Source organism: Draconibacterium halophilum, assembly GCF_010448835.1.
GTDB classification, from domain to species: domain Bacteria; phylum Bacteroidota; class Bacteroidia; order Bacteroidales; family Prolixibacteraceae; genus Draconibacterium; species Draconibacterium halophilum.
The window spans coordinates 102,301-125,766 of sequence record NZ_CP048409.1; the positions used below are offsets into that span (position 1 = coordinate 102,301).

Below are 23,466 nucleotides of genomic sequence, written 5' to 3' on the forward strand. Positions count from 1 at the left end.
CTACACAACTGTCAATATTCCCCGAGATATCGGTTATGTACCAATTAAAAGTTGTGGTGCCGACCGGATAGGTACCACTTGCATCTTTGGGCTAGAACGATGTGGCGATTCATTCCACACCGAATCTATTTCGTTACATGGGTCGGTATAGGTTAAAGCATCAAGTGTAACATCGGCTTCACAATTTCCGATATCCGGGGTGGCCCAAACCGAATCCTGCGGGCAGGTGTAATTATCGACAGGAACATTAAGGTGTTTTACCCAAACCACAAACTCACAAACATCTGTATTGTTGTTCGAATCGGTTATTACATATGTTACTGTTGTTTGCCCAATGTTAAAGGTTTCGCCACTTGCCGAACCGCTGCCGCTGCCCATTGTTGCCCCCGATAATGTGTAGGTTAATACCGGGGTACAATTATCAGAATATGTAGGATCGGTTAAGGGGAGATTAGTTATTGAACAACTATCGTCGGCAATCACATCTTCCACATCCGACGGACAAGTAATAAACACCGGAGGTTCAACGTCGTTTACGGTTATCACAACCGTACAACTACTGTCTATATTTCCTGATAAATCGGTAATAAACCATCTAAATTCGGTAACTCCCGCCGGATATGAGCCACTTGCATCTCCTGCACTTGTGCCGTAAGGCGAATTATGCCAAACCGAATCAATTTCGTTACAGGGATCGGCAATGACCGGTGCATTAAGATTTGTCACTGTAGCTTCACAACTTCCCGGATCAATATTTTGTGTGACCGAATCGGCAGGACAACTAATATTTGCCGTGGGCAAATCAAGGTGTTTCACCCAAACATTAAAACTACACGAGTCAATATTTCCGGCAGCGTCTTCAATTCTATATTCAACAGTTGACTGCCCAATATTAAAAGCCACCTGCCCGTTAACCGAACCGGTGCCTGTTGCATTGGTAGTACCCGAAACGGTGTATGTTAAAGTAACATCGCAAAAACCATTATAATAAGGATCAACAATGGTATCATAAGTAATACTGCAACTGTCGGGGTCTATTATGTCTTCGTAATCAGGCGGACAATTTAATATCGGAGGCGGAGGCTGCGGAACAGTTACCTGGATATTAGCTGCTGCACAATTGGCAGAATCTGTAACATATACGTTATAAATTCCTGCCGGAAGATTAAACGCCGTGTCCTGGTATACACCCATAGGATCGGCATTATTATCCCAATTGAACCGGTAAGGAGGAATACCTCCTGAAACTTCAACAAAAGCCCAACCGTCTTCAGCACCAAAACATGATGGCGAAACAACAATGGGAGAAGTTGGTGAAATAACAAAAGGTTCCGGTTCGGTAATAATAAAAGTATCGGAAACAGTACATAAATTCGCATCGCTTACCTGCACCCAAAATGTATCGGCTCCAAGCCCCGACACAGAAGGTGTTGTGTGCCCGGTACTCCATAAATACGAATAAGGTTCTGTACCTCCTGCAATATGGACATTTGCCGTACCATTAAGAACATTATTACACAATGGTTCAGTTGTTACAATCGAATCAATTTGTGGCGATTCATGAATAGAAATGAAAAGTGTATCAGTAGCCGGTTCGCAAATTCCTGGCGGGTCATCGGTGCTTAAAACAAGCATTGCCACACCAGCATTTATTTCTGCCGGGCTAAGCGTGTAAGTGGCAACCGGACTGTTTACTCCCGGATGGAAAATTCCGGTTCCGCCTGTCCAGATAGCTGAACTTGCCGAACCTCCGATAATACCGTTAAGATTTATTACAGAGTCAGCAGAACACACCAAAGTATCTGGTCCTGCATCAACTGTTGGTGCAGTTTCTACAATTACTGTTACTGAATCGGGCAGAATTTCGCAACCGTAACCATCGGTTGCTTCCAGTTTATATTGTCCTGCATCTGCCAATGATACATTGGGGATAATTGGGTTTTGTTCAGAAGATGTCCATCCGTTTGGTCCGATCCAGGAATAGGTAATCGGTTCAAGCCCGTGAATTGAATTGGAGGACAAAAACAGGGTATCGTCTTCACAAACTTCATTGGCATAAACATCAATTTCAAGCGGCAGAGGATCCAGTGTACCGAATGAGATATCATCCAAACCAAAATCGTTACCACCAGCTGCCGGTTCAACGTTTCTAATACGGATGGTAATCGGACCACTTACACTTCCCGAATTCCATAATGGGTCACTATAAAACCGAGTCCATCCATTATTGCTATTATTACTTACCCCCGGAGAAAGCCTTGCTTGTGTTCCTACCAATTCACCATCTACTTCAAACTGCAATACTGCATCATTACCTGCACTATTCAGACTCATGGACCAGGCAGAGAAATAGTAATTAGTATTTGGTTCCACAATAACAGTTTCTTCCCAAATTGGGGTGCCGGCAGTTCTATTGCCGTTAACAATCATAAAATTACCATTGCCATCAGTATGATCTTGTCTTCCCCAAAAGTTAGTGTGATAATACCTGGCATTTGTCCCAATGCCGTATAAATCCTCAGGCCATAATGAACTTCCCGGAGTACCTGAAGATGGTGCGTCACTTGGAGGACTATTTAAATAAGGATCGACAAATCCGTATCCAGTTGAAAAACCTGTGTTACCGGCTTCAAAATCGCCATTCACAACAAGCTCATTGCTTACATCAAGATAACCGGTTGCTGAACAACCATTAGGATTGGTAATGATTACTGAGTATATATTAACTTCATCAACTATAATTGCCGGGGTAGATTCTCCTGTGCTCCAGCTGTAAGTTGCACCCGAAGCTCCACCCAGTGCTGTTAATTCAATTTTTCCGTCAATGGAGCAATAATCAGCTGCAATATGGGGATCTGGAGTTTCATTAACAATAACAGGAATATCAAGCGTAGCAATGCAACCGTTGGCATCTGTGGTGGTTGCGGTATAGACACTTGCACCGTTTGCGTCGGGGGAAACTGTTACAGTTGCGTATTCATTTAAGGTCCCAGAATAAGCAACAGAACCGATTGTGCCCGGTCCTTCGAATGAGGTTATAAAGCCACTACCCACCTGCTTAACAATAGACAATGACCAGTTATCCAGCGTTCCAACATCCTGATTATATGCATCGAAGACTCTAAGTTCCCAATCTCCAGCAATTAATGCACCTTCTAAAGAATTATTGGGTATTACTAAATTATAATTTCCACTTTCGTTTGGCGCAGCTCCGCTTCTATTTGGGGCTGTAGTTATTGATCCTTCAGGAGCATAACTACCCAAAAATGGTGCAGTATTATTTCCACCGGAACCTATAATATTAGCCACATCTGTTCGTATTTCCGTGTCCTGATAGTTATTTCCTGAACCACCATTATTTGTTGATATTTCCATTGCATAATTTCCACTTGGATCTACAAGGAAAATATCTAAATCTGCATCATAAGTATGGGTAATATTTAATGTAACAATTATTATATCGCTCGCACTAACTACCTGTGCACCACTTCCTGAAAGATTTATTGAAGAATACGAATATGCAGTGCTGCTATTGTCAGGTATATTTAAATTTATATTACCTGATGAACCGGAGTAGGTTTGATTTACCGAATTCCCAACACTACGGGTTGTTATGGTTACTGCTTCTCCTCTGCAAATTTCCGCAGGATCGGGATTTATTGCTGACAATGTTAATGTTGGTGGTTCATTAACTGTAATAGTATGAACAGTTGTTGCATCCGGAGCACATCCTGTTCCCGTAGCTGATAAATAAATGGTACCATTGTATCCGGGAGCGAAAGTAACTTCACCAGTATTACTATCTACTGTGTTCCCCGCAGCTTCGCTTGCTGCATCAATTGAATAAGTAAGAGTTAAACTATTTTCAGCTGTGGCTGAATAGATATAAGAGTCTGCATCCTGACAAACATCTGAAATAGCCCCATCTGCAAAAATTGGTGTTCCTAACGTCGTATATACGTTTATAGCCACGGGGTTAATATCATAACATCCATTCACTGTCTCTCCTTTAATGAAATAAATACCGTCGGTTGCCGTCAAAGAATCATCATAAGGAATTGTTGCCAGATCATCCTCCCAATAGGTATAATCCAAACCACTTGAGGATCCTGCAGTTATTAGAGGATCAGTCAAATCAATAGTCCCTGGTGCACAAATAGGATCTGGATCATTAATAACCACTGTTGGTGAAGGAACTACTTTAACGTTTACAGGAGCAATTGCGTAGCAATTGGTTGCGGGGTCTGTAGCCTTTATAACATAGGTTCCGGTTGTGGCATTTGCAGGGTCGGGATGATAACTAAAAAGTGTTGAGTCGAGGTAATATTCGTAAGTTAAACCCGGGGTTGAGCCAACTACAATTGCAGGGTCTGTTATATCAACGGATCCGGGTTCACAAACTGTATCGGGCTGGGTAATTACCAGTTCGATAGCGGGCTGTACAGTGATTCCAACGGTATTAGCCAGTCCCGGGCAGCCATTTTTTGATGATGTAACGGTATAAGTTACCGTTGAAGCAGTTGTGCCCAAATTTATAAGCGTTTGCGAAATACCGCCTGCCAACGAATCGCTTACTGCACTCCATCCGCTTACGGTTCCCGATGGGTCGTCAACGGTCCAACTGTACGAAATACTATCTGTATTTCCGGTAAAAACAATTGAAGCTTCATCGCCCGAACATATTGTTTGAACCGGAGGGGCGACCGAGAAAATTGGTTTTGGCTCTACATTAATCGTAAAAGTTCTGGGTGTTCCAACGCATCCATTTGCTTTTGGTGTTACGGTTACTGTTGCCATTCCCCAGGTTACAAAAGACGGAAATGCTATTTCGCCTGTTGTTATATTGGTTTGATCGAATAAACCAATGTAATTACTGGCTACTAAATCGTAGCTTACATTTGCCGGCGAGCCACTTAGCGTAATCGGTGCCGGATAATCTCCTTCGCAATAAGTATAATCATGAATACTGTCGAGAGTAGGTGTTGGAAGCACATCTAAACGTCGTTCAAATAAAGTATTGCTTTCAATTGTACACCCTGTTCCACTTGTATTGCCGAAAGTTACTACTACTTGGTATTCGCCACTTTCGGCAACAGTTGCTCCGCTTAATAGTAACCTGTTGCTTTGTGATCCGGAGATGACTGAATTATCAACTACATTATCCCAGTCTGTTCCGTTAAATTTTTGCCACTGATAAACCGGATTGTTGCCAATGGTATTCACTGTAAATGAAGTATCTGTCCCCCCGCAAATTTCAACCGTTGTTACATTGGGAATCAGATCAAGAATAGCATTTACTGTTAATGTCACAGCTTCGGAAGTATCGGCCAAACAATTGTCTTCAATAATTAAACGGTATAAACCGGCGTCAGCTGGTTCTATATTCGCAATTTGCAAAGTCGCCAAATCAACACCGGTAATATCTTCTGCATTTGCAAGGTCTGTCCACGTGCCCGAACTTTCTTTCTGCCACGTGAAATTAACAGCTCCAACACCAGAAGAATGTCCTACCGAAAACTGAGCAGTACTCGCTTCACAATCTGCAAAGTCAACTGGTTCAGTAGTAATTTCCAAAGGCACCGGTTCTGTGAGCACCAAATTAGCATCCAGGGTTAGTTCGCAGGCAACAGCATTCGAATCGCGCAGAATTACCTGATAAGTTCCGGCAATCAAATTTATATAACTGCCGGAGGCTTGCCAGCTAACTCCATTGTCGATTGAATATTCGTAAACGCCCGAACCACCAGTTTCATTTGAAACAGTGATTGTCCCGTCGTTACCACCGTAACAGGAAATATTGACTGAATCGAGATCGGCAGCCAAAGGCGGAAGTTCAGTAATTTCCACGATTTCCAGTTGTTTTGTGCACAAGCTTCCATCTCTTATCCATACATCATAGAAACCTGCCGCTATAGGACCAAAATTGCCGGATGATTGCCAGGTTGAGCCCCCATCAATTGAGTATTCATACGAACCTGTTCCACCTGAAGCTGCGCTTATTGTTATGGTACCATCATCGGCACCACCACAACTCACGCTGGTTGAAGCAACCGTTGCATCCAAACTGTCGGGTTGTGTAAGAATTACCATTGAATCGAGTACCACAATACAGTTGTCGGCATCGCGGATTTGCACCTTAAAAGTATCGGCTGATAATCCGGTGAAAAGTCCTGTTGTATTGGTGAAATCTATGGCGTCAATTGAATAGTGATAAGGAGAAGCTCCTCCGGCTGGATTAGTTATGCTGATGCTACCATCATTGCCATTGTAACAGGTAATATCCGTTTCAGTAATAGTAGCAGTAAGAATATACACTTCTACGTCAGACTGAATTTCAATTTCGCAGGAAGAGGAATTGGAATCACGCATCCAAATATCATAAAAACCAGGAGAAAGATTAGCAAAAACCGAATCGCTTTGCCATGGACGATTTTCAATGGAACTCTCCAATCGATATTCGTAATCGCCCGATCCGCCATACGAACCAATTACTGTAATTTTACCGTCATCACCTGATGAACAGGTTACTTCGGTTAATGCAATATTAGCATTCAATTCGCCGGGTTGGGTTACCACAAAATCACTGGCCGAAATGGTATCACCACAATGTTGCGGATCAGTAATGCTCCAACTGTAAGTGCCAGCAGATACATTATTGAAAACTCCGGTTTGATTTGATGCTGTTCCGAAAGTATACGTAAGCGGACCTACACCTCCTGATGCCAATATAGTAACTGTAGCTGTTCCCCCATAACAATCGATTGACGTTTGCGAAATATCATTTACCACAATATCCAACGGGTTGGTGTTGTCCAAAACCGTAACAACAGCCGGACATTGATCGGTAAAACCACTGCTGTCGCGAACGGTTAAGGTTACCATATTGTTGCCAAGGTTGGTACAGTCAAAAGAAGTGATATCAAGCCACATACTGTCTATGCCACAATTGTCGGAAGATCCATTATCAATATCGTTAACAGAAATAGTTGCCAATCCGTTTTCATCCAGTTCAACAGAGAAATTTTGACAACTGGCTGTTGGAACCTGGTTATCGGTAACTGTAACAGTGGAAGAACAGGTAGCCGGCCCGTTTCCGGCGGCATCGTAATATTCGTAAGTAACAGTGGTTGTTCCCTGTGGGAACGTTTCTCCCGAGGCAAGACCGGCAACCAATGTTCCGGGGAGGTCGGCTCCGTCGCAATTGTCATCGAAGGTAGGCGGGGTGTAACTTACCACTGCGCCGCAGGTTCCGGCATCGGCTCCAACCGTAGTATCTGGAGGGCAGGTACCGGAGCTTAGTGTCGGAGCAATTTCATCGCCAACATCTATGGAAACCTGTTGGGTTGATTCGCAACCAAGTGCTGTTGCACCTGTAATATTAAATGTGGTAGTTAAAAGCGTTCCAGGCGATCCACTGTTTAATGTTCCGGAAATAATCAAAGTATCACCTATAGTCATTTCACTTAGTGTACCCGGGAGCACACTTTCATTAGTTCTGGTCCATGAATACGTTACACCAGATGCACCGTTGGCATCGTAAATTTTAATTTCAAAATAATCCCCGGCACAAATTTCGGGGGTTGAAGTAACAGCTACTATTTGTGGTCCTGGATCAACGGTAAAAGCCACTGCTTTTGTGGTTATTAAGGTGCGTTCGCAATCGGTTGCCGACATATTATTGGGCTTGTTTATAGGGAATACTGCCCTAAAACGATATTCTCCGGTTTCAGAAACAGTTGCATTGTTAATTGTTAGTGTGGCAGAAGTCACCCCTGAATAAGCACCTCCGTTTGTTAAATCAATCCATCCACTTCCATCATCAAATAACCATTGGTGCGAAAGTGGTGTAGCACCAGATGTGATGGCAGTAATAGTTGTTCCTTCACCTTCACAAACCGTTTGAACTGCAATGTCAGCCGATTCAACATTATTTGCCGTTAAAGTGGTAATAGTAGAAATATCGGTATTTCCACAAGCATCGGTAACCGTTACGCGGTACTGCGACTGGTCAGGATTATCCGGGTTACCAATATTATACACCCGCAACTGACTGCTATCGGCATTAAACTCAATATTATTTACTGTTGCAGCCTCAATCCAGGCAGAGGCTGCGGTTTCACGCATTTCCCAAAAATAAGAGTATGGAGTGCTTCCTTGTTGTACCACCACATCAAATTCAACCAGGTTGCCATCGCAGTCGGTTTGAGAGGCTGGCTGAGTTGTAATTACCGGGGCAGAAGTGACCGATAAGGTTGCCGGAGCAGAAATGGCGGTTCCGCAATTGTTTGTTACTTCAACGGTGTAGCTACCGGCGTCGATTTCCTGCACGTTGTTTAAAGTTAGCTGGTCACCTGTCTCGCCCGGTATTTCTGTTCCATCTTTGTACCATTGCCATGTAGCGGCAGGTGTACCTGTTGCTGCTGCTGTAAAGGTGGCCGAACCGGTGGTTGAACAAACCGACTGATTGCCTTCGGTGATGCTCACTGCAGGCATTTCATTTATCTCCACATCGAATTGGCAAGTTGAGGAGTTCCCGTTTACATCGGTAGCTGTCCAGGTAACAGTCGTTGTTCCCACGCCAAATTCAACATTGTTGAGTGAAGTACCGGTTCCGGTTGTTGCACCCGAAAGTGAATAGGTTTTTGTTAATGATCCCGAACAATTTTCAGTAACCTCTGGTTCCCATGCGTCACCAATCATGATGTAGGGACTTCCGGCCGGGGCACATTCCGCCTGGTCTCCAATGCAAGTCCAAACCGGAGGTTCATCATCGGGAGCCACCGTAATATCGAAACTGCAGTTGCTTGTATTTCCGGTGGCATCGTTAGCGAGGTAACTGATGGTGGTGGTTCCGGCCGGGAACAGATCGCCGCTGTTGTAACCGGTTCCATCGGTGCGGGTTAAGGTGGGTGCAACATCGCAGTTGTCGTCAACAGTTGGCTCAGTCCATGTAATTACCGCGCCGCATTCATCTGCATCCATTGGAACATTGAAATCACCTGGGCAGTTACTTATTACCGGGGCCTCGTCGTCGGTGACGGTGACATCGAAAGTACACTCCCTGAAATTGGATGGTGTTTCTTCCACCCTGTACGTGACCGTTGTTGTTCCTATTGGGAAATCATAATTAGCAATGTTTTCGGAACCATATCCTCCGTCAGACGTACTCCATGAAGTTGTAGTTCCCGGATCGCAGTTTAAAATTAAAGGATCAGGTGTCAATGTTGCATTGCAGTCTCCAGGATCGGTATTCAAAACATAATCACTTGGGCATTCAATTGAAAAAGGTCGGATTGTTATAGTTTTAGAATATGCTGCACCAGCACATTGTTTTTCCCAAGAACTCCAGTTATTACCACAACCGAAAAAACAAAATCGAGATCGATAATATGCCCACGGGGTAATTGTAATTGTAACTACTTGGTCTTCATCCGTATTATTTATAATATCAAAAGCTATTCTGCCTTCATCTCCATCGGAAGTTCCCGAATAAGGCTCAATTAAAATTAAGTCCTCCTGTAAATTTTGCAATGTCACATTCGTATTATTTATAGACCATTCAAACCGGGTGTACCATTGCCAGTTAGTTCCGATAAATGTACTTCCACCTGCATTATAAGAAGGACTTGCTCCTTGAAACTCAATGAAGAAAGAGCTGCCAGAGCATAAATTAGATTCTGAGGTAACATTTGTGACATTGGATAGAAGATTGAAATTTTCATCAAATACTGTAACCGTTTCTGTGGCCTGATCAGCCGGGCAGCCATTCGCTGATAAATTAATGGTATAAGTAACACTACTTGATATATTTTGGGCAATTATTAGCTGAGTACCTGTTCCGCTTCCCGATGTACCATTATTTCCTGACCAAGAAAACGTAGAATTAGTCACATTACTGCTCAAAACAATATTTGTTGTTCCATTTTCACATAAAGTTTGTGTGTTATTAGTTATTGTGAGCTTAGGTATCGGATTCACCGTAATGGTAAAGCTTTTTGGTAATCCTTCACAACCTTCGGTAATGGATGGTGTAACCGTAATCGTTGCCGTTATTGGTGTATTTCCTTCGTTTTCCATTGTAAACGCAGGAATAACATCTGTTCCGCTGCTTGCAGCAAATCCAACTGAAGTATCGTCGATTTCCCATTCATAGGAATCTGCAGCACCGGTTAGGGTGATGGCAGAAATAACCGTTCCGTGGCAATCTTCAATATCTGTAGGGATATTCATGGTTGGTGTAGCATGTACAGTTACATCTGTTGTGGCTGTGGCCATACAATTATTGGCATCGGTGACGGTTAGCTCGTATTCTCCACTGGCAGCAGAGGTGGCATTGGGAATGGAGGGATTGGGTGAGTTGGAGGTAAACCCGTTGGGGCCTGACCAACTATACGAAAGGTTACCTGTTCCACCTTGTGAGGTGGATGTAAGAGTGAGAGTTTCCCCTTCGCAAATATCGCTGTTGGAGCCAATCGACGTAATTTCCACTGCCGCAGGTCCCTGTATTTCGTAAGTGCCTGAAAAAGAACATCCGTTATCATCTTCCACTCTCCAATCATAGGTTCCAGCCAGTATTCCTGTAAATTCACCGGTCATATCATCCGGTTGTCCTTCAAACGAATATGTTTTGGTACCTGTTCCGCCTGAGGCCGTGATGAGGATATCGGCTGTTCCGCCATTGCAGATAATAGCTGCAGTTTCAGAAACCGAAGCGGTTAAAGCATTTGGCTGGGCAACGGTTAATGTTCCGGTAACCGGTCCACATCCATTAGCGTCGGTTATACTCCAAACATAATTGTTGCCGGCAACAATTCCTGTAAAAACATTTGAGGTCTGAGGAACTCCATTAAACGTGTAAAGCAGCAAACCGGTTCCGCCTGATGCGGTAATTGTAACTTCCGCAGTTTCTCCATTACAGCGTATTTCGGAAGACACGGCTGCATTAGCTGTTAACGCCGGTGGTTCAGCCACATCAATACTTTCAAAGGCAGGTCCGCAGCCATTGTCATCAACAACACTAATGGATAAATTAGTACCGGCATAAACACCTGAGAAAACACCGGTGGCATTGGTTTGCCCGTTAAAAGTATAACTATAATTTCCGCTACCCCCCGTAGCCTGAATTTCAACTGTAGCTGTTCCTCCATTGCATGTAATTGGAGAGGTTATATTAGCTGAAGAAATAGTAACCGGATCGGATTCATCAATGCTAACCGAACCGGGTACCACATTACAGTTATTATCATCAGTAACACTCCAGGTGTAATTTCCAGCGGTAATCCCGGAAAACGTTCCGTTGTTTTTAGTTACTCCGTTTAAAGTATAGGAAAGTGGAGAAGTACCGCCTGTGGCAGTGATGGTAACGGTTGTTGTTTGTCCGTTACAGGTAACATCGGGCGCATTGGCAGATGCGGTTAACTCAGGTGGCTGAGTAATTGTTATGCTCTGTACATTAGTTGTACAACCATTGGCATCGGTAACACTGTAATCGTAATCTGTTCCAGCTACCGAACCTGAAATACCCGTGAAAATCCCTGTAGAATTGGATGATTCTCCTTCAAAATTGTAAGTGTAGGGAGAAGTACCGCCAGAAGCGGAAATTTGAATGGTTGCTATGCCGTTGTAGCAGAGGATAGGGCTGGTTGCAACAATCGAAGCACTAAGAATTGCAGGTTCGGTAATTGTAACATCAGCCGTTGTGGTACAACCATTCGCATCGGTTACAGTGAATGTATGCAAGCCCGCTGATAATCCTGTTTGTGAAGGAGATATTGTATAAGGAGACGTTCCGCCTGATGGTGTTACGTTTGCAATCCCATTACTGCCTCCAAAACAACTCACTGCTTGTGTTTGCGTAACCGAAGCACTAAGATTTGTAGGTTCGGTAATTGTAACATCAGCCGTTGTGGTACAACCATTCGCATCGGTTACAGTGAATGTATACAAGCCCACTGATAATCCTGTTTGTGAAGGAGTTATTGCATAAGGAGACGTTCCGCCTGATGGTGTTACGTTTGCAATCCCATTACTGCCTCCAAAACAACTCACTGCCTGTGTTTGCGTAACCGAAGCACTAAGATTTGCAGGTTCGGTAATTGTAACATCAGCCGTTGTGGTACAACCATTCGCATCGGTTACAGTGAATGTATACAAGCCCGCTGATAATCCTGTTTGTGAAGGAGTTATTGCATAAGGAGACGTTCCGCCTGATGGTGTTACGTTTGCAATCCCATTACTGCCTCCAAAACAACTCACTGCCTGTGTTTGCGTACCCGAAGCACTAAGATTTGCAGGTTCGGTAATCGTAACATTTAAATTCTTAGTGTTATTATCCTGGTCGCGAACTTCGATTGTATAGTTTCCCGCACTTAGATTCGAAATCGTATACGAAGAACCGGTTTGATTCGAAACATTTCCAGAAACCGGACCAGACCAATCTACTGCATAAGGAGGACTTGTTGAAGAAACATTAACTATTATTGCTCCATTACTTTCTCCGTGGCAGGTCACATTTGTTATTCCTCCCTCTGTAATATTCACTTCGCTTGTACCCGTTCCCGATTTCAAAACCGGTTCAGATCTACCTGCATTTTCCTGGCCTACTTGTAATTCTTCGCCTGTAACCTCAATAACACGGCTTACTTCAGCAATATTCCCATTCACATCCGCTATACTATAAGTGCGGGTGATGGTATAAGGACAACGGATGCCGCTTGATTTTTGACTCACATAGCGAAAGCTGTTGTAATCTATTTCGCAGTTGTCACTTACCGAACCGCCGGCTTTTTCAAACTGCTCCCAACTTGTAAATGCATCTTCCACCTCTTCGCCGCAAACGATAATTTCTGGATTCGGAGCAATTAAGTAGGGTTGCTCGTTGTCAACAACCATAACATTAAAACGATGTTCTGCTTCATTTAATCCATCGGTAACCTTGTAAACAACTTCTGTTTTCCCCACCAAAAAAGTATCTCCGGGCCTGTAATTTGATTCAACAACAAGCCGATCTGAAGAAACGCAATTGTCTGCAACAACAGGTTCTGACCAAATTACTTTAGTATTACATTCTCCCGGAATAGTTGAAACGATTATATCCCCGGGTGAATAAATAAAACGTGGAGCCTGTTTATCAATAACAGTCACAGTAAAAGTATCGGCTACAAGCTCGTTGTTCTGGTCTATGCCTTCATACACAATCGTTGTCTTCCCTTTGTTGAATATGTGAGAACTCAACTGATTAATACCCGTTTTAGAAGATTGATCAATTGTTGCCCCCAACATTTTCCATGACAAGCTTTTGAGATGATTAGCGAGATGATTAATATTTAAACCTGATTTAATGACGGCTGAACATGAATTCTCATCTGCGGGATGAATAATGTCATCAGGATAGCCAAGTTGCGGAAGATTAAAGTGTTTGATACCAACTTCTTTGAGCGAATCTGGAAAAGGAGGCACCAAGACCAACCCATTGTTTGACAGGCACTTGGATTTGGACAATTCAATAGCATTGACACATTCCGCCGAATTTATCTCCATATTGTTGAGGAAAATACCAGCTATTAAAAGCATCAGTATTTTCCTGATTGGGTAATAGTAACAAATTGTCACCAACACTTTCCTGGTTAATTTTGCTACCCGAAATTATGCCCTGAGTTATGCTATCTCAAAACATAATTCTGTACAATAACAAAACACTTTTAGTCAAACATTCGCCCCAAAAGTACCTCAAAATTATTTCATTAGCAATAAATCCCTTTTATTGGCAGCCTTTCACCATCAATGCCCATTTGTTTATGAATGGACTTTTCAACCTTTAGCTTTTTAATGAACAAAAAAAGATCTGATCAGTATTTGGTTTTACTCTACTGATCAGATCTTTCTAACCTTTTAAACTTATTACAATTGAAAGTTAAAGCTCCTTGCCGAAAAGCAATTATTGCTTATTTTCAATCACCTCAGCAAATACCCGAAGAAAGTTACCGCCCCAAACTTTAGCAATTTCTTCTTCGGTGTAACCGCGCTTTAGCATTTCGGCAGTAATGTTTGGCATTTGGCTTACATCTGCACAATCGGCTAAACCGCCGCCGCCGTCAAAATCAGAACCAATTCCAACATAATCAATGCCTACAAGATTTTTTACATGATCGATATGATCTACACAATCGGCAACAATAGGCAGGTGCTTTGGATATTTCTCATCCAGTTGGCGCCATTGTTTCCTCACTACTGCCTGTTCCTCTTCGCTCATTTTTGCAAAGCTTGTATTAAAAACTTTCCGAAGTTCTTGTTCTTTCTGGTAACGCACAGTGGTGGTATCCGGATCTTTAATGTAGTCATCAAGTAAGCAGATTTGAATTACACCGCCATTTTTTGCCAGTGTTTTAATCATATCGTCTGTCATGTTTCGCTTATGATTTGCAATGGCACGCACACTCGAATGCGAAGCAAAAACAGGAACCTCACTCAATTCAATTACATCATAAAACGATTTATCAGAGATATGCGAAACATCGACAAGCATTCCGAGGCGGTTCATTTCCTTCACCACCTTTTTCCCGAACGGACTCAAGCCACCGAACTCCGGCCCCTTTCTGTCGGTTGAAGAGTCGCAAATATCGTTGTTCGACGAGTGGCAAAGTGTAATATATCGAACACCTTTATTATAAAATTCTTCAACCCGGTCGAGTTCCTGCCCAACAGGAAAGCCATTTTCCATGCCAATATAAATGGCACGTTTTCCTTCTTTTTCCAGGCGAATAACATCTTCCGGAGTAGTTGCCACCTCGGCCATGTTATTATATTTTTTACACGCCTCGTAGGTAAGCTCAATCATTTGATTGGCCAGCTCATAGGCTTTCTGTGTATTTTCTTCGGTGCGCTGGCGCTGGCTGGTAAAAGCTGCAAAAAAGATGGCATCCAAACCGCCTTCTTCCATCCTGGGGAAATCAACCAGGCTTCCCGGTGCCTTATTTTTTTTACCAACATCTAAATCGCCTCGAAGCAAACCCATTGGCGTATCACAGTGCGTATCAATAGTAATTATGCGTTTATGTATTTCCATTGCTAAACCATCTTTTCCTTCACAAAATCCATTTAAACCTGCCAACAATCCCCCAACCATCAGCAAAAAAGTGCGCGCCTTTTTCATTATAAGTAATTTTGATTTTAAACTGAAAACAATAATAACAAAATGTATTTTAGAATAGCGGTATTTCGATCAAAAAGAATTCATAATAAACAATAAAATAAATTTTAGTCTTTACAAAACGAAAATTTATCTTTACAGCAAAAAATTGAAGGCAAACAAAAAATACAAATGGCTGATTCTTCCGGCTCTGGCAGGAATTATATTTGGGTTAACACTTATCCTGCGTCAGCAACCCAGGCTTGTTGAAACGTGGTACGCCCGGGGAATCTATCCACAAATAGCCGCTTTACTTTCAAATGTCTCTTCCATTTTTCCTTTTTCGCTTGATGACGTATTATACGTCGTACTGTTATTAATGCCCGTCGCATTGATCGTTAGGGTTTTTACAAAAAGTATGAAATGGAAAAACGCCGGCAAGTTTTTGCTAAATATACTTGCAGCAGCCTATATTCTGTTTTATGTGCTTTGGGGATTTAATTATTTCCGCTCGCCATTACAAGAACGCCTTGAATTGCAGGACAGAGAGCCAAACACAGAGGAGTTTGTACAATTTATACACCAATATATTCAGGAGGTAAATGCACTGCATTGTTCTTTCGATTCCATGGATAAAAAGAATGTAGATGAGCTTATTGAAGCATCTTACAAAGAGTTAGCTCCGGCTCTGCATTTCGATTACCCAATGGGAAAACGCCCGGACAAACAAATCACGTTTAGCGGATTTTATGCAAAATCAGGTATTACAGGTTATTTTGGGCCGTTTTTTAACGAAGTGCATGTAAACCAAAAGATTTTGCCCATTGAATACCCCTTTGTACTGGCACACGAAAAAGCGCACCAGCTGGGTGTTACCAGCGAGGCTGAAGCTAATTTCTATTCGTGGCTGGTTTGTTCAAACAGTTCGTCGCAACAGATCCGATATTCGGCTAATTTGTTTATTTCATTTCATTTTTTCAGACAGTCCAGAGGTTTGGAGGCTTACCAAGAACTTGTTGCTGAGATCTCTCCGGAAGTACAGACTGACATCAATAAAATCCGCGAACACTGGAATAAATTGCGTAACGCTACCATGGACAAAACAGCTTCGAAACTCAACGATGCTTACCTGAAGCACAATAATATAAAATCGGGGATAAAAGATTACACCGGCGTGGTTGACCATGTGATGAACTTTTCGTTAGATTCCGCTTTTCAGCAACGGTACGATCTTGCGCCCCATTAAATACTTTTACTTTTACAGCTTATATCAATTGTTAGAAAAAGGATTTTTATATGAAACTTATTCCAATATCTGCCGGTCATTTTCAGTGCGATGGAGGAGCCTTGTTTGGCGCCATTCCAAAAGTATTGTGGAACAAAGTTTACCCCTGCGATGAAAATAATTTCACCCAACTAACATTACGTTGTCTGCTGGTTGAAACCAGTGATCGGAAAATACTTATCGAAGCCGGAATTGGGAATCATTATCCCGAGAAACACCTCAGGAATAATGGCGTTACTTCGGTTGACGAACTGGAAAGATCATTGGCCGGAAAAGGTTATTCAACAGCCGATATTACTGATGTATTTTTTACACACTTACATTGGGATCACTGTACCGGAGCCGTTAAAAATGTGGATGGAAAACCGGAGCTTGTTTTTCCGAATGCCACTTTGTGGAGCAGCAAAACACAGTGGGAACATGCCCAAATATCGAATCCACGCGAAAGAGCTGCCTTCCATCACCCGGTGCTGGATTTTATGATGGAATCAGGAAAACTAAAGCTGATTGAAAAAGAGGGAGAATTGCTGCCGGGCTTTGAAATCAGGCTATTTGATGGCCACACTCCGGGACAAATGCTTCCCATTCTCCACACCAAAAAACACTCGTTTGTTTACACTTCCGATCTGTTTCCAACAGCCGCCAACATCCCTTTGCTGTGGATTTCAGCTTACGATCTCGATCCGGTAAAAGTAATGGAAGAGAAAGGCAGATTTTTGAAAGAGGCAGCTGAAAATAACTACATTTTCTTTTTCGAGCATGATTATTACACCGAATGTGCTTCGGTGCAGAAGACTGAAAAAGGTGTTCAGATGAAAGAGAAATTCAGCCTGGCAGAATTACTTTGATACCCGATTTAAATTAATCCATCCCCACCCGTCAACCGTTAAACGAAGTTCATCTCCGTTAATACTCCAGGTAGAAATCCGAGGCAACATCGTCGTAATCTTTTTCGAGAATTCACTGTCACAACAAATCTTTGTACAACCCGCCGAGGAAATACTAATGCTATCGGTTGAACTCAAAGAATATTCGCCTCCGCAAACATTCACATCCAAAGCTAAATCGTAAGTACTATCTCTATTAAATTCAATTAACGGACTGTAATTATCATCTTTCGGGTAGGTTGACGATTCAACAGACACAAAATCGGCAATTTCCCACTGCCCCAACATTTGCCCATTGCAATCGCAGTCATCATTACAGGCATTAAATAACAGCCCTGATAATACAAAGAAAAGTATAAGTTTTGCTCGTTTCATCGGAATTGTAGTTTCCAATATGATGGTGTGTTCACTGTTAAAGTTGCGTGCTTGCACAAAATATTACCGGGTTAAAACCAGACGTCTACTTCACCAACTCTTTAGTAGATAGCAAACCACAAGCCGCATAAATATCCTGTCCGCGCGAAGCACGAATTGTAGTGAGAATTCCTTTATTATTGAGCGCATCTTTAAATCGCTGGATGGTTTTTTCTCCCGGACTTTTTAGCGGTGTTCCCGGTACCGGGTGAAAACGAATCAGGTTAACACGGCATTTTAAACCGCTAAGCAAACGGGCCAGTTCATCTACATGTTTCTGTGAATCATTCAGATCTTCAAACAAAATATACTCGAACGACACACGACGCTGACGGCCAAAATCCCAGCTTTTAATTTCATCCACAACTTCGTTAACCGGGTACGCTACCTGCACCGGCATAATTTTCTGACGCTCTTCGTGGAATGGCGTATGTAAACTCACGGCTAAATGCGCTTCGCTTTTCTCCAAAAAAGTCAGCATGCCTGGAATAATACCAATAGTAGAAACGGTTATCCGCCGCGGACTCATCCCGAATCCCCATTCGGAAGTAAGAATTTCAAGGCTCTTTAATACTTCATCGAGGTTATCGAAAGGTTCGCCCATTCCCATGTACACAATATTACTTACCTCTTCAACTTCATCAATACTTTTAATTTGATTAACGATCTCGCCGGCAGAAAGCTGTCCCTGAAAACCTTGTTTGGCGGTAAAACAAAACAGGCAGCCCATCTTGCAGCCCACCTGCGAGCTCACGCAAACGGTCTTCCGGTCGCGTTCCGGGATCATTGCCGTCTCGATAAATTTATCCTGAATAGTTGGGAAAAGGTATTTTCGGGTGCCATCAGTACTGGCCTGTACTTTTGTGTAGGGTGTTAAGCCAAATTCAAAACGCTCGTTCAGCAATTCACGTGCTTTAAGCGAGAGGTTGGTCATCTCATCGATCGAACTGATTGGCTTTTTATACAGCCAGTCTGTAATTTGTTTAGCGGTAAATTTTGGCAGCCCCAGCTCCACAACCAACTCCTGCAATTCTGCTAATGTTTTCCCGAATAATGGCTCCTTCATAACTTTCAGTTTGCTGCAAAGATACACCACTTTGTCATTTCGACGAAGAATGAGGAGAAATCTCTTTCTGATACAGATTTCTCTCCGTCACTTGACGGATCGAAATGACAGCTCATTCCATCAACGATTTTTTAAAATCCGGCGATTCCCGGTGTTTGGTCGCCTGCTCAAAAGCATAGGCAATCTCCAGCAAAACAGGCTCGCTCCAGGCGCGGCCAAAGAATGAAAGTCCAATGGGCAATCCCTCAACAAATCCCATGGGCACCGTAATATTCGGATAGCCGGAAATAGCTGCCGGCGAAGAACTACCGCCGGTAAAACTGTCGCCATTTACCCAGTCGATACTCCATGTTGGGCCGTTTGTAGGTGCAATTAAAGCATCCAAATTGTGTTCGTCCATTAAGGCATCTATTCCTTCTTTCCCGGCAAAACGTTTCGAATCATCCAACGCTTTCAGGTACTCCTCCGAGTTTAAATCCCCTTTTTCCTGTGCCTCCTCAAAAATCTCCTGGCCAAACCACGGCATTTCCTTATCGGCATTTGTCTTGTTAAATTCTATCAGCTCTTTCAGCGATTTCCGTGGAGCAGAAGGATGTTCTTGCAGATACTTATTCAGGTCGGCTTTAAATTCGTAAAGTAAAACTTGGTAGGATGGTTCTCCCCACTTTCGGTTTGTTTCAAATTCCAGATCTTCAACCAACTCAGCCTCGTTTTGCTGCATGGCCTGAACTGCATTTTTGATCAATTCCTTCACTTTCTCGTGCGACGGAATCATCTGCGAAGCTATACCAATTCGCTTTCCCTGTAATCCTTCCAATTTCAGAAAAGATGTATAATCATTGTAGATTTTCTCTTGTTCTAAATGTGTTTTAGCATCGCTGGCATCAAATTCAGCCAAAGCCCCCAGCAAAATAGCGGCATCGGTTACATTGCGTGCCATCGGCCCGGCTGTATCCTGGCTATGTGCAATTGGGATAATCCCCTGTCGGCTCCATGTTCCCAAAGTTGGTTTTATACCCACAACACCGTTTATTCCTGAGGGACAAACAATAGAACCATTGGTTTCGGTACCAATACCGATGGTACACAGGTTACCCGAAACAGCGGCTCCTGTTCCGGAACTGGAACCACACGGGCTCCGATCGAGACAGAAAGGATTTCTCACCTGTCCGCCACGGCCGCTCCAACCGCTTGACGAATTCGTAGATCGAAAATTCGCCCACTCGCTCAGGTTGGTTTTACCGAGTAAAACAGCTCCGGCATCGCGTAATTTTTTTACTATAAATGCATCCTTTTCTGCCACATTCCCTACCAATGCCAACGATCCGGCGGTAGTTTGCATTTTATCGCCGGTATCGATATTGTCTTTAATCATCACCGGTATACCATGCAACGGGCCACGAACTTTCCCGTTTTGTCGTTCTTCATCCAGCTTTTTGGCGATATCCATAGCATCAGGATTTAGCTCAATCACCGACTTTAAATGAGGATCAACCAGCGCAATCCGATCGAGGTACTTTTTACAAATACTTTCTGCAGTTAGCTCTCTCGATTCCATTTTTTGCTGAAGCTCTAAAGCTGATGTCTCATTTAAATCGAATGCAGTCAGATCAACTTCTTCCGGCACCTTCGACTCTTGCACACATGCAGTTACACCACTTAAAGCCAGCACAGAACCACCCAGGGCGGTTGTTTTAAAAAAGGAACGACGTTTCATTTATTATAGATTTATAAATTTTGAGACACAAGAATTGAGACTGAAAATAAGAATTATTTTCTTGCCGTTAAAAAGTATTGCGCCACGAAAGATTTTTAGTAGTTTGTATTGATCCACTCAACCGCCTTTTTAACATCAATATCTTCCATACATTTAAAGTGTTTCATCGGACATTTTCTATAGCCTAATTTTGAGCAGGGGCGGCATTTCAAACCGGTTACCTGAAGAATCTCCGACGACTCTCCGGGCTGATAAGGCACCATCCCAAACTCAGGAATGGTATTTCCCCAAAACGAAAAGATTTTCTTTTTAAAAGCCGCTGCAATGTGCATTAATCCGGTGTCGTTTGCCAACACTACCCGCGAGTCGCGCACCAGAGAAGCCGACTGATTAAGCGAAATTTTTCCGGCAAAGTTCAGTATATTTCCTTTCGATTGCGAAAGCACCTGTTCGCCTTCATCGTATTCATTTTTACCTCCCAGCAAAATAACCGGATATGGAATTTGCTGACATATTTCGCTGACTTTATGAACAGGAAGTTTTTTAGTGAAATAGGTTCCGGCAATTACAAAAGCCACATAACCCTTTTGAAAAGTTTCGGGCAGGTCACTCAATTTAAACGAAGTTGTGTCGTCGATGAAATAATCCAGCCCCTGGTCATCGTTTTTCACATCAAAAATCGAAACCGTTTCAAGATACCGTTCTACAATATGTACATCGGGCAAACGGTTCATTTTAAAACGAATCATCAGAAACTTCTCCCAGTTGATTTTATTCACCGCAAACGACTGCATTTTTAACCGACGCTTTATTTTGTTACTTCTGAAATTGTTATGAAGATCGATAATATAATCAAAGTCCTCTTTAGCCAGTTCATGAATTAGGGAACCAATGTTATCTTCAAGAAAATGAACTTTATCGATATACGGGTTGGAATAAACCAGGCAGGCAAACTTCTTTTTGGTAACGAAATGAACTTCAGCATTCTCAACCTGCTGTTTCAATCCGCGAACAACCGGCGTTGTAAGAACAATGTCGCCAATGGAACTAAAGCGTATTACCAGGAATTTTACTTTCATATTTTCCAAAGTATCGAAGATATTGAATTTTTGGAGAACTCAATTTTCTAACACAAAAAATCCCCGCAGAAAATCTTCTACGGGGACTTTTCAATATCTTATTTTATTGTATTATGCAGATTCAACCAATACTATAATTTTATTTGCTTTATTCTCAATTACACCACCATCAACTTCAAAATGCTGCTCGCCTCCATTAATTTCTTTTATTTTCAGCACACCCTTTTCGAGTGTTGAAATAATCGGAGCATGGTTTTTAAGAATCTCAAAACCACCTTTACTCCCTGGCAGTTGAATGAGGCTTACTTCGCCCTCAAATATTTTTTTATCCGGTGTAATTATTTCTAAATGCATAGTATTCCTTTTCGATTTTAGTTGTCGGCTAACAATTTTTCACCTTTTTCGATGGCTTCTTCAATTGTTCCAACAAGGTTAAAAGCTGCCTCCGGATATTTGTCAACATCACCGTTCATAATCATTCTAAAACCTTTGATCGTATCTTCAATCGAAACCAGTTTTCCTTCCAGTCCGGTAAATGCCGAAGCCACAAAGAATGGCTGCGAAAGGAAACGCTGCACACGACGCGCACGGTGAACCACCAGTTTATCTTCTTCTGAAAGTTCATCCATTCCCAGAATTGCGATAATATCCTGCAACTCCGTGTAACGCTGTAACAACATTTTAACGTCCTGAGCACAATTGTAGTGATCGTCTCCAACAACTTCAGCCGAAAGAATACGTGAAGAAGAATCAAGCGGATCAACCGCCGGATAAATACCTAACTCAGCAATTTTACGACTCAATACTGTAGTTGCATCGAGGTGCGCAAATGTTGTTGCCGGCGCAGGGTCGGTCAAGTCATCAGCAGGTACATAAACCGCCTGAACAGAAGTAATCGACCCATTTTTAGTAGAAGTAATCCGTTCCTGCATCTCCCCCATTTCAGTAGCCAACGTTGGTTGGTAACCTACTGCCGAAGGCATACGCCCGAGCAGCGCTGATACCTCAGATCCTGCTTGTGTAAAGCGGAAAATATTATCAACAAAGAACAGAATATCGCGACCACTTCCTGTTGAGCCATCGCCATCGCGCAAACTTTCGGCAATTGTTAGTCCTGAAAGCGCAACACGGGCACGTGCACCCGGTGGTTCATTCATCTGACCAAATACCATGGCCAGTTTCGATTCTTTTAATTTTTCAGGATCTACTTTTGAAAGGTCCCAGTTTCCCTCTTCCATCGATTTTTTGAAGTCTTCTCCATAATCAACAATGTTGGCTTCAATCATCTCGCGAAGCAAATCGTTTCCTTCACGGGTACGTTCTCCAACACCTGCAAATACCGATAAACCGGAGTGCGCCAATGCAATGTTATTGATCAATTCCTGAATCAGAACGGTTTTACCTACTCCGGCGCCACCAAACAATCCAATTTTACCTCCTTTTGCATAGGGTTCAATCAGGTCGATTACCTTTATCCCGGTATATAATACCTCACTTTCTGTTGTCAGATCTTCGTATTTAGGAGGTTGGCTATGTATGCTTAAACCTTCTTTTGGCAGTTGCTCCAATCCATCAACAGAATCTCCCACCACATTTAGCAGGCGACCGAGTGAAATTTCACCTTTTGGCATGGTAATCGGACTGCCCAAATTCTTTACCGCTGACCCTCTCTGCAAACCATCGGTCGAATCCATTGCTACACATCGGATTGTATTTTCGCCAATGTGTTGCTGACATTCTATTATTAAACTTTCTTTGTCTTCGCGGGGAATTTCAAGTGCATCGTGAATTGAAGGAAGTTCGCTGCCTTCACTATCAAAACTAACGTCTACTACAGGTCCGATAACCTGTAATATTTTACCTATGCTTTGAACCATATTTGGATTAGATT

The 23,466-nt window shown here is 42.7% G+C and carries 10 protein-coding genes; 2 read left to right on the forward strand and 8 right to left on the reverse strand.

All coding sequences use genetic code 11. The features are described 5' to 3' along the window. Positions 1 to 33: 33 nt before the first annotated feature. Together G0Q07_RS00295 and G0Q07_RS00300 are read right to left on the reverse strand one after the other, a co-directional pair. On the reverse strand, positions 34 to 13,458 hold the full coding sequence (locus G0Q07_RS00295) for an HYR domain-containing protein (RefSeq protein ID WP_163344133.1): 13,425 nt from the start codon (positions 13,456 to 13,458) through the stop codon (positions 34 to 36). A gap of 478 nt (positions 13,459 to 13,936) precedes the next feature. Beyond that, on the reverse strand, positions 13,937 to 15,151 hold the full coding sequence (locus G0Q07_RS00300; RefSeq protein WP_163344135.1) for a dipeptidase: 1,215 nt from the start codon (positions 15,149 to 15,151) through the stop codon (positions 13,937 to 13,939). A gap of 145 nt (positions 15,152 to 15,296) precedes the next feature. On the opposite strand from G0Q07_RS00300, the gene G0Q07_RS00305 reads away from it, so the two are divergent. Both G0Q07_RS00305 and G0Q07_RS00310 read left to right on the forward strand, forming a co-directional pair. Next, positions 15,297 to 16,373, forward strand: coding sequence for a DUF3810 domain-containing protein (locus G0Q07_RS00305; protein WP_163344137.1), 1,077 nt, complete (start codon positions 15,297 to 15,299; stop codon positions 16,371 to 16,373). A gap of 50 nt (positions 16,374 to 16,423) precedes the next feature. After that, a complete protein-coding gene (locus G0Q07_RS00310) occupies positions 16,424 to 17,260 on the forward strand; it encodes an MBL fold metallo-hydrolase (RefSeq protein WP_163344139.1) in 837 nt (278 codons plus the stop codon). On the opposite strand, the gene G0Q07_RS00315 is transcribed toward G0Q07_RS00310, so the two are convergent. The 6 genes from G0Q07_RS00315 to atpD all read right to left on the reverse strand — a co-directional run bounded on the left by G0Q07_RS00315 (position 17,252) and on the right by atpD (position 23,452). Beyond that, on the reverse strand, positions 17,252 to 17,674 hold the full coding sequence (locus tag G0Q07_RS00315; RefSeq protein ID WP_163344141.1) for an META domain-containing protein: 423 nt from the start codon (positions 17,672 to 17,674) through the stop codon (positions 17,252 to 17,254). The genes G0Q07_RS00310 and G0Q07_RS00315 overlap by 9 nt on opposite strands. Before the next feature lie 85 nt (positions 17,675 to 17,759). Continuing rightward, positions 17,760 to 18,779: a 23S rRNA (adenine(2503)-C(2))-methyltransferase RlmN gene (rlmN, locus tag G0Q07_RS00320; RefSeq protein ID WP_163344143.1), complete on the reverse strand. Its 1,020-nt coding sequence runs from the start codon at positions 18,777 to 18,779 to the stop codon at positions 17,760 to 17,762. 112 nt (positions 18,780 to 18,891) lie between these two features. Next, complete coding sequence (locus G0Q07_RS00325) at positions 18,892 to 20,496, reverse strand: amidase (RefSeq protein WP_163344145.1); 1,605 nt, start codon at positions 20,494 to 20,496, stop codon at positions 18,892 to 18,894. A gap of 95 nt (positions 20,497 to 20,591) precedes the next feature. Beyond that, positions 20,592 to 21,575 carry a glycosyltransferase family 9 protein gene (locus G0Q07_RS00330; RefSeq protein ID WP_163344147.1) on the reverse strand — a complete coding sequence of 328 codons (984 nt, stop codon included), beginning with the start codon at positions 21,573 to 21,575 and terminating at the stop codon, positions 20,592 to 20,594. A gap of 111 nt (positions 21,576 to 21,686) precedes the next feature. Next, entirely contained in the window at positions 21,687 to 21,929 is a 243-nt protein-coding gene (gene atpC, locus G0Q07_RS00335; protein WP_163344149.1) for an ATP synthase F1 subunit epsilon, read from the reverse strand. A 17-nt stretch (positions 21,930 to 21,946) separates the two neighbouring features. Further along, entirely contained in the window at positions 21,947 to 23,452 is a 1,506-nt protein-coding gene (gene atpD, locus G0Q07_RS00340; RefSeq protein WP_163344151.1) for a F0F1 ATP synthase subunit beta, read from the reverse strand. Positions 23,453 to 23,466: the final 14 nt, after the last annotated feature.